Genomic DNA, 8,110 nt, shown 5'->3' on the forward strand with positions numbered 1-8,110 from the left:
CACTCGGTAGTGCCGGCCGCTGGCCGGCATCCGACGCTTCCAGGTGTTGCCGGCCAGCGGCCGGCACCGCCCCTCATCCGCGCATGGCGTGGATCTACTTCTTTGCAGCGGTCTTCTTGACGGCCTTCTTCGCCGGTGCCTTCTTTGCGGCAGCTTTCTTCACAGCCTTCTTGGCCGGCGCTTTCCTGGCCGCGGCCTTCTTCGGCGCTGCTTCCTTCTTCACCGCAGCCTTCTTGGCCGGTGCCTTCTTCGCAGCGGCCTTCTTGGCGCCGAAGCCCTTGCGCACCGGCTTGCCGGTTTCTTCCATCAGCTGCTGCACTTCAGCCAGGGTCAGCGATGACGGCTCGCGATCCTTGGGGATCTTGCCGTTCATCCTGCCATCGCTGATGTACGGGCCGAAGCGGCCGTTCAGCACCTGGATGTCGCTGCCCTCGAACTCCTTGATGATCCGGTTGCGCGCGATCTCTTCCTTCTCTTCGATCAGGAATACGGCGCGGGCCAGGTCGATGGTGTACGGGTCGTCTTCCTTCTTCAGCGAGGCGTAGGTGCTGCCGCGCTTGGCGAACGGGCCGAAGCGGCCGATGCCGACGCTGACCGGCTCACCATTGTCCTCGCCCAGTGCGCGCGGCATCAGGAACAGTTCCAGCGCGTCTTCCAACGAGATGGTGTGCATCGACTGGCCGGGGCGCAATGAGGCGAACTTCGGCTTTTCCTCGGCGTCCTCGGCGGTGCTGCCGATGGCGGCATACGGCCCGAAGCGACCCAGCCGCACGCTGACCGGCTTGCCGGTCTTGGGGTCGGTGCCGAGCTCGCGCGCGCCACTGGCCTCGGCGCGGTCGACCGATTCCTTCTTGTCTTCGACCAGTTCCTTGAACGGCTCCCAGAAACGGGCCATCAGCGGGATCCATTCTTCCTCACCGCGCGAGACGGCATCGAGCTCGTCCTCAAGCCTGGCGGTGAAGTCGTAATCCACGTACTGGGTGAAGTGGCTGGACAGGAACTTGGACACCGCGCGGCCCACGTCGGATGGGCGGAAGCTGCGGCCTTCCATTTCCACATACTTGCGGAACAGCAGGGTCTGGATGATCGAGGCGTAGGTCGAGGGACGGCCGATGCCGTACTCTTCCAGCGCCTTCACCAGCGCCGCTTCGGTGTAGCGCGGCGGTGGCTGGGTGAAATGCTGTTCGGCCAGGATGCGTTCCAGCGGGATGCGGTCGCCCGGCTTCATCGCGGGCAGCTTGCGGCCCTCATCCTCGTCCTCGGCGCTCTTGTTGTCCTTGCCTTCCTCGTACACGGCCAGGAAGCCGGGCACGACCACGGTGGTGCCGCTGGCGCGGAACACGTGTTCGCTGCCGGCCGACAGGTCGACGCTGACCGTGTTGAGCGTGGCCGGGATCATCTGGCAGGCCACCGCACGCTTCCAGATCAGCTCGTACAGGCGCCGCTCGTCGTCGGTAAGGAACCGGGCGACCTGCGACGGGGTGCGCAGGGCCGAGGTCGGGCGTACGGCTTCGTGCGCTTCCTGGGCGTTCTTCGACTTGGTCTGGTAGGTGTTGGGCTGGTCCGGCAGCGAGGCGATGCCGTAGTCGCGGGCGATCACGTCGCGGATCTCCGCCAGCGCGTCCTGCGACAGGTTCACCGAGTCGGTACGCATGTACGAAATCAGGCCGACGGTGCCTTCGTCGCCGATGGCCACGCCTTCATACAGCTTCTGCGCCACCTGCATGGTCTTGCGGGTGGTGAAGCCGAGCTTGCGCGAGGCTTCCTGCTGCAGGGTGGAGGTGGTGAACGGCGGCGCCGGGCGGCGCTTGCGCTCCTTGCTGGCGACGTCGGTGACGTGCAGCGAGCCCTGCGCGGCCTGCTGGATGCGCATGCGCGCCGCTTCAGCGGTGTCGCCATCGGTGACGGTGAACTGCTCGAACTTCTGCCCGTCCAGTTTGACCAGCTTGGCATTGAAGTGCTGGGACGGGTGCGCGCACTCGGCAGCGATCGACCAGTACTCGCGGGCGATGAAGGCTTCGATCTCTTCCTCGCGCTCGACGATCATGCGCAGCGCCGGGCTCTGCACGCGGCCGGCAGACAGGCCGCGCTGCACCTTGCGCCACAGCACCGGCGACAGGTTGAAGCCGACCAGGTAGTCAAGTGCGCGGCGGGCCTGCTGGGCGTCGACGAGGTCGCTGGCGATCGCACGCGGCTGGCTGATCGCTTCCTTGATGGCGCGCGGGGTGATCTCGGTGAACACCACGCGCTGCATCGGCTTGTCCTTGACCAGCCCGCGTTCCTTCAGGATCTCGGCGATATGCCAGCTGATCGCTTCACCCTCGCGATCCGGGTCGGTTGCCAGCAGGATGTCGTCGGCGCCCTTGGCGGCCTTGGCGATCGCATCGACATGCTTTTCGTTCTTGTCGATCACGTCGTAGTGCATGGCGAACCCGTTGTCCGGGTCGACCGCGCCTTCCTTCGGAATCAGGTCACGCACATGCCCATACGAGGCCAGGACGGTGTAGTCCTTGCCGAGGTATTTGTTGATCGTCTTGGCCTTGGCCGGCGATTCGACGATGAGCAGGTGCTTGGGCATGGCAGCAGTGTCTGTGGGGCGAGCCGCAGGGAAGGGGCCGCTAGGGTGGAGCAAACGGCCGCATTAGTGAAGCGGCCACGGACAAATCAATACGCTGAACGCCCGGTAGTGTGCCGGGCGTTCAGGTTTCACCTTATTAGAGGAATCACGCTCGGCCAGCCCCTGTCAAGCAGCCAGACGTGAGGATGGCCGTTCATGAGGCCATCTTGGCGATGAAGCCGACCGCAGCCACCAGCAGCACCAGGCCCGCCACCGTCAGCAGGCCGGTCAGTACCAGGATCACGATGGTGACCGTACCCAGCTCATGGCGCTGCAGCTGCGGCTGGTCGGTGTAGGCCCAGCGGTCGACCACCAGGGTGTCGCAGATCATGTCGTGCAGGCCCTGCTTGCGCTCGGTGAAGGCGGCCATCAGGAAGCCGATGCCCAGGGTGAAGCTGCTCAGCAGCATGGCCCAGTAGCGACCGAAGGCGCGGCCACGGGTCAGGCGGTCACCATTGCTGCGCACGACCTTGATGCCGACCGCCATCTTGCCCAGCGTGGCGCCGCCCTGCGAGGAATGGAACCAGGTGTAGTAGGCCACGCCGATGACCATGTTGATCAGCGCGCTGGCCAGCTGCGCGACGATTTCGATGGAGGTCTCGCCACTGCCCACCGCGCCCATGCTGGCGCCAAGCACCACGCCGATGATGGCGCCGATGATGCCGCCCGGCACGGCCAGCACGACGTAGTCGATCATGTAGGCCGCGACGCGCTTCCAGAAGCCGGCGTAGACCACCTCGCCGCCGATCACCGGCCGCGCGCCACCGGCAGCGGCGGCGGCCGGTGCGTTGTAGGGTGAGCTGCTGAGCGCGCCCGTGCCAGGCAGCGGCGCAGTGCCGTTGTCGATGGCGGCGTAGTCGCTGCGCAGGTCGAAGCCGCCACTGGCAGTGGCGGTGCTGGCGTCGGCCAGCGTCTGCAGGCCCAGTTCATCGACCACCTGGCGCAGTGCAGCCCACTGGGCCATGCCTTCGCGCCAGACCAGGGTGTCCAGGTTCAGTTCGCCGCGCTGGAAGCGCTGGCGGATCTCCTGGACCGACAGCGGGCCCTGGCGTTGCTGTCCTACGGCGTAGTACCACTCAGTCATTGCATGTTCCCTGTTGGATCGTCCTTGGAGGTGCTGCCGTGCGCGTGGCTCAGCCGCGGCACGACGTCGGCAGGTACTTGTCGTCGCTTTCACCGCTGCATTCCCAGCGGCCGCTGTCCCGATCATATTCCAGCCACAGCAGGTCGCCATCGAGGCTCTTGCCGGGCACGGCCAGCGTTGCTTCGATGCCACAGTGACCGTTGTTGAAGCGGCCGATGTTCACCGCCGACAGGCCGGCCTGGGTGAAGTCACCCGGGGCCGGGAAACCGGCATCGTTGGCGCCGGGGCAGCGGCCTTCATCGTCGGCGAAGTGCTGCACCTGCTGTTTCAGCGGCTGCAGGGCATTGACCGCGGTCGCGATCCTGGCACGCACGGTGTAGTCGTTGTATGCGGGCAGGGCGATCGCCGCGAGGATGGCCATGATCGGTACCAGTACCAGCAGCAGGCCGCCGCCGATGATCGCGGTCAGGGCGCAACCGGAGAGCTTCTTCTTCGGCGGTGGCAGAACCCCGGCTGCCGCTTGGGTGGCATAGGGCGTGGACGGCGGCAGCACAGGCGGCTGCGGCGGAGGGGGGGCCACCGGTTCCGGTTCCGGCTCGGGTTGCTGGGCCGGCGCAGCAACGTCCAGCGCCGGCACGATCAGGCCCAGCTCGTCGACAACGGTGCGCAACGGCTGCCATTGCGGCAGGCCGTCGCGCCAGACCAGGGTGTCCAGGGAGATCTGGTTGTTTCGGAACAACTCGACCAACTGTTCCGCCGGCAGCGGGCCTTGCTGCCGGTTGCCTTCTGCATGGAACCACTCGCTCACGGGGACGCTCCTGAATGCGCTATGCCCCCAAGTGTACGGTCAGTGAAGGGGTTCTGGCTCGTCCATGAACATCTGCGTCTCCATCCAGGCATAGGCCGCTTCGGAGCCGGGCTGGTTGAACAGCACCATCAGCACGACCCATTTCAGGTCGTCCAGGTCCAGTTCGTCCTGGTCCAGGGCCATCGCCCGGTCCAGCACCAGCTCGCGCTGGTCGGCGTCGAGGATGCCGTGCTGTTCCAGGTACAGCAGGAAGCCGCGGCATTCCACATCCAGCTTGTCCAGCTCGGGGCCATGGTAGATGCGCACGGGGCCGTCGACCCGCGCCTGGGCCACGCTCGGCCGCTGGGCGGCCAGGGCATCGAGCCAGTCGAACGCCTTGTTGATCTCGGTGGGGCTGAAACCGGCCTGGATCAGGCCGTTCTGCAGCGAATCGCGGTCACGGATCAGGTCCGCATCTTCGCTGAAATAGTGTTCAAACAGGTACAGCAGTACATCCAGGATGCTCTCTTTCATTGCCCCTCGGCCTGCGTCGCGCGACGCTGTGGAGGTGAAGAAACTAGGGAGTTCGACAGTAGCGGCCGTGTACGCACACCACGATTCCCGCCAGTTCCATGGCAAGCAGCATGGAGGACACCTGGGACGCCGTCAATCCACAGCGCGTGATCAGTGAATCCATACCGCTTGGGTTGTGGTCCAGGGCTCGCCACAAGCACTGGTAGTCAGGGTCGTCGGCCCAGCGCGCCGGCAGGAGGGCCGGCAGTGCCTGTTCAGTGGGGGTGACCAGCCGCGATTGCAAGCCCGGCAGCTGCTGGCGAAGGGCGGGGGCGAGCAGTTCCAGAACCTCCTCGGGGCGCTCGACCAGCGCCGCGCCCTCGCGGATCAGGCGGTGGCAGCCCGCCGCGCGCGGGTTGAGCACCGATCCGGGCAGGGCACAGACCTCGCGGCCTGCCTCGGCGGCCAGGCGCGCGGTGATCAGCGCGCCCGAACGCTGCGCGGCCTCGACCACCACGGTGGCCAGCGCCAGCCCGGCCACCAGCCGGTTGCGCGCGGGGAAGTGACCTGGGCGGGCCGCCGTACCCGGCAGGTACTCGCTGAGCACCACGCCCTCGGCGGCGATGCGCGCCTGCAGCTGGGCGTGGCTGTCCGGATAGGCGCGGTCAGGGCCCGTGCCGATCACCGCCACGGTGCAGCCACCGGCCTCGAGCGTGGCCTGGTGCGCAGCCGCATCGATGCCTGCGGCCAGGCCGCTGGTCACCGCCAGGCCCGCTTCGACGAAACAGCCGGCAAAACGCGCGGCCAGTGCGCGCCCGCCCGGGGTGGGGGAACGGCTGCCGACCAGCGCCACCGACGGGCGCCAGGCCAGGCTGGGGTCGCCGGCGACGAACAGCGCCAGCGGCGGGTTGGGCACCTCCAGCAACGAGGGTGGAAAGGCCGGATCGGTGCAGGGCAGCAGGTGATGGTTGTCCTGTTCCAGCCAGCGCAGGGCGGCTGCACGCGCCCGGGCGTCGGGACGTTCCAGCGCGGCGCATTGCTCCGGCGTGCAGCCGTGCGCGCGCCAGTTCGCCGGGCCTTGCGCGATGGCGGCTTGCGCACCGCCCGCGGCCTGCAGCAGGGCCCGTCGTGGCGCCAGTGCGCCTCCCGCCATCAACAGGCGCAGCAGCGCCTCATATGCATGCATGGTCATCCCCCACTATCGGCCGCACACAACAAAGGCGCCCTAGGGCGCCTTCGCACGTGATCGTCAGGTTTTCCCGCAGACGCCTGCCGGGCAGCGGCCGGCACGCCCGGCAACGGTTACTTCGCGTCCGGGTGCAGCGCGTTGTAACCCACCTGCACCGGCTTCACGCCCTGCATCACCAGCGCGTAGCTGACGTTGTCGAAGGTACGGAACACCATCGCGTGTGCGGCATACTCATCCGGCAGCGAGACCCGGCCCGCGCCGGTGCTGAGCGAGTCGTCCATGCGCGAGGAGTTCGGGTACTTCATGCGGTGCGCCACATGGCGGCCCGGGCGCCACAGCGAGAACACGGTGCCGTTGTCCACGCCCTGGGCACGGCCGGCCGAGATCGCGATCACGTCGCGCGGGCCACCGGCATTGAACATGTCGGTGACGGCCAGCACGCGCACGTCCACACCCTCGACACCGGCAGCGGGTACATGAGGGATGAACTGCAGGTCGTACGGCTTGGCTTCGACCGGCACCAGGCGGTCACCGGCGCGCACTTCGCGGCCGCCGTCGTTCTTGTCCAGCACCAGCGTGGAGGCCTCGACCTTGCCGCCGGCAATCTGGGTGATGGTGCCGGTAGCGACCTGGGCCAGCTCGTAGCCGAGCACGCCACGGCGGGCGTTGGGCGCGTTGTAGGCCTTCCACAGGTTGCCGCTGCCCGGGGTCACGTCGCCATTGGCGGTCAGGTCTTCGGTCGGCTTGGGCTGGGCGTACCGTACGGTCGGGCGTACCACGGCCCAGCGCTGGCCCACCTGGGCATCGGCCAGGCGCACGTAGACGGTGTCACCGCCGGACACGCGCAGGCGGCTGTCCTCCAGGCCGACCACGTAGGGCAGCTGCTTGATGCTGTCGACAACGCTCAGCTGCTTCAGGAACGGCTCGACCTGGGCCAGCGGAATGGCGTCGATCGGGGCCTCCTGGCGCGGGCCGGCCTGGGACACGGTCACCCGGTCCAGGTAGGCAAGGCTCAGCACGTCACCTGGATAGATCAGGTGCGGGTTGGCGATCTGCGGATTGGCTTGCCAGATCTCCGGCCACAGCCAAGGCTTCTGCAGGAAACGTGCGGCGATATCCCACAACGTATCCCCTTTTCGGACCACATAGGTGTCCGGGTGCCCGCCATTCACTTCCACGGCGGTAGCATAGGCAGCCACGGTCAGCATCGCCGCGGCGACGACCGTACGAAAACGAAGCAACATAGGTGTGAAGCCCTGATTCCCCAACAGGTCCACGCACTATAGTCCAGAAACCGGGGCGCAAGGCAAGCGTTGGAGCTAGAATCTGCGACGTATGCCGGCGTGCCGGCCCCCTATCCGGAAACAGCCATGGCCCTTCTCCCCATTCTCGAGTTCCCCGATCCGCGCCTGCGTACCAAGGCTGCGTTGATCGACGCCGCCGAAGTCACCACGCCGGCCTTCCAGGAACTGATCGACAACATGTTCCAGACCATGTACGACGCCCCGGGCATCGGCCTGGCGGCCACCCAGGTGGACGTGCACAAGCGCTTCATGGTCATCGATGTCAGCGAAGAAAAGAATGAACCGCATGTGTTCATCAACCCGGAAATCGTCGCCAGGGACGGGGGCCGGGTGTACCAGGAGGGCTGCCTGTCGGTCCCGGGCATCTTCGCCGACGTCACCCGCGCCGACACCATCACCGTGAAGTACCTGGACCGCAACGGCCAGGAACAGCAGCTGGAGGCGGGTGAAGTACTGGCCACCTGCATCCAGCACGAGATGGACCACCTGGACGGCAAGCTGTTCATCGACTACCTGTCGCCGCTCAAGCGCGAGATGGTCCGCAAGAAGCTGGCCAAGCAGCGCAAGCACGTGGCGTGATCGCCCATCCGGGCCGCCCTTCGGGTGGCCCGTGCCT

General features: G+C 66.9%; 7 protein-coding genes. 1 reads left to right on the forward strand and 6 read right to left on the reverse strand.

Annotated features, from left to right (window positions below; genetic code table 11):
- Positions 1-94: 94 nt before the first annotated feature.
- The 6 genes from N5E02_RS08050 to N5E02_RS08075 form a co-directional block, all read right to left on the reverse strand.
- Complete coding sequence (locus N5E02_RS08050) at positions 95-2,578, reverse strand: DNA topoisomerase I (protein WP_235649062.1); 2,484 nt, start codon at positions 2,576-2,578, stop codon at positions 95-97.
- Between the two features lie 193 nt (positions 2,579-2,771).
- Positions 2,772-3,701, reverse strand: a complete 930-nt coding sequence (locus N5E02_RS08055) for an RDD family protein (protein WP_279946155.1) — start codon at positions 3,699-3,701, stop codon at positions 2,772-2,774.
- 49 nt (positions 3,702-3,750) lie between these two features.
- Complete coding sequence (locus N5E02_RS08060) at positions 3,751-4,509, reverse strand: pilin (protein ID WP_053496977.1); 759 nt, start codon at positions 4,507-4,509, stop codon at positions 3,751-3,753.
- Positions 4,510-4,548: 39 nt separating this feature from the next.
- A complete protein-coding gene (locus N5E02_RS08065) occupies positions 4,549-5,022 on the reverse strand; it encodes a DUF494 family protein (protein WP_005419622.1) in 474 nt (157 codons plus the stop codon).
- 43 nt (positions 5,023-5,065) lie between these two features.
- Positions 5,066-6,193, reverse strand: a complete 1,128-nt coding sequence (gene dprA, locus N5E02_RS08070) for a DNA-processing protein DprA (protein WP_235649063.1) — start codon at positions 6,191-6,193, stop codon at positions 5,066-5,068.
- Positions 6,194-6,303: 110 nt separating this feature from the next.
- Positions 6,304-7,434: a LysM peptidoglycan-binding domain-containing protein gene (locus N5E02_RS08075; RefSeq protein ID WP_005419620.1), complete on the reverse strand. Its 1,131-nt coding sequence runs from the start codon at positions 7,432-7,434 to the stop codon at positions 6,304-6,306.
- A 126-nt stretch (positions 7,435-7,560) separates the two neighbouring features.
- On the opposite strand from N5E02_RS08075, the gene def reads away from it, so the two are divergent.
- Positions 7,561-8,073 (forward strand): peptide deformylase, encoded by a 513-nt coding sequence (gene def / locus N5E02_RS08080; protein WP_005419619.1) that lies wholly within the window; start codon positions 7,561-7,563, stop codon positions 8,071-8,073.
- Positions 8,074-8,110 lie beyond the last annotated feature (37 nt).

The organism is Stenotrophomonas sp. GD03777 (assembly GCF_029842485.1).
GTDB classification, from domain to species: domain Bacteria; phylum Pseudomonadota; class Gammaproteobacteria; order Xanthomonadales; family Xanthomonadaceae; genus Stenotrophomonas; species Stenotrophomonas sepilia.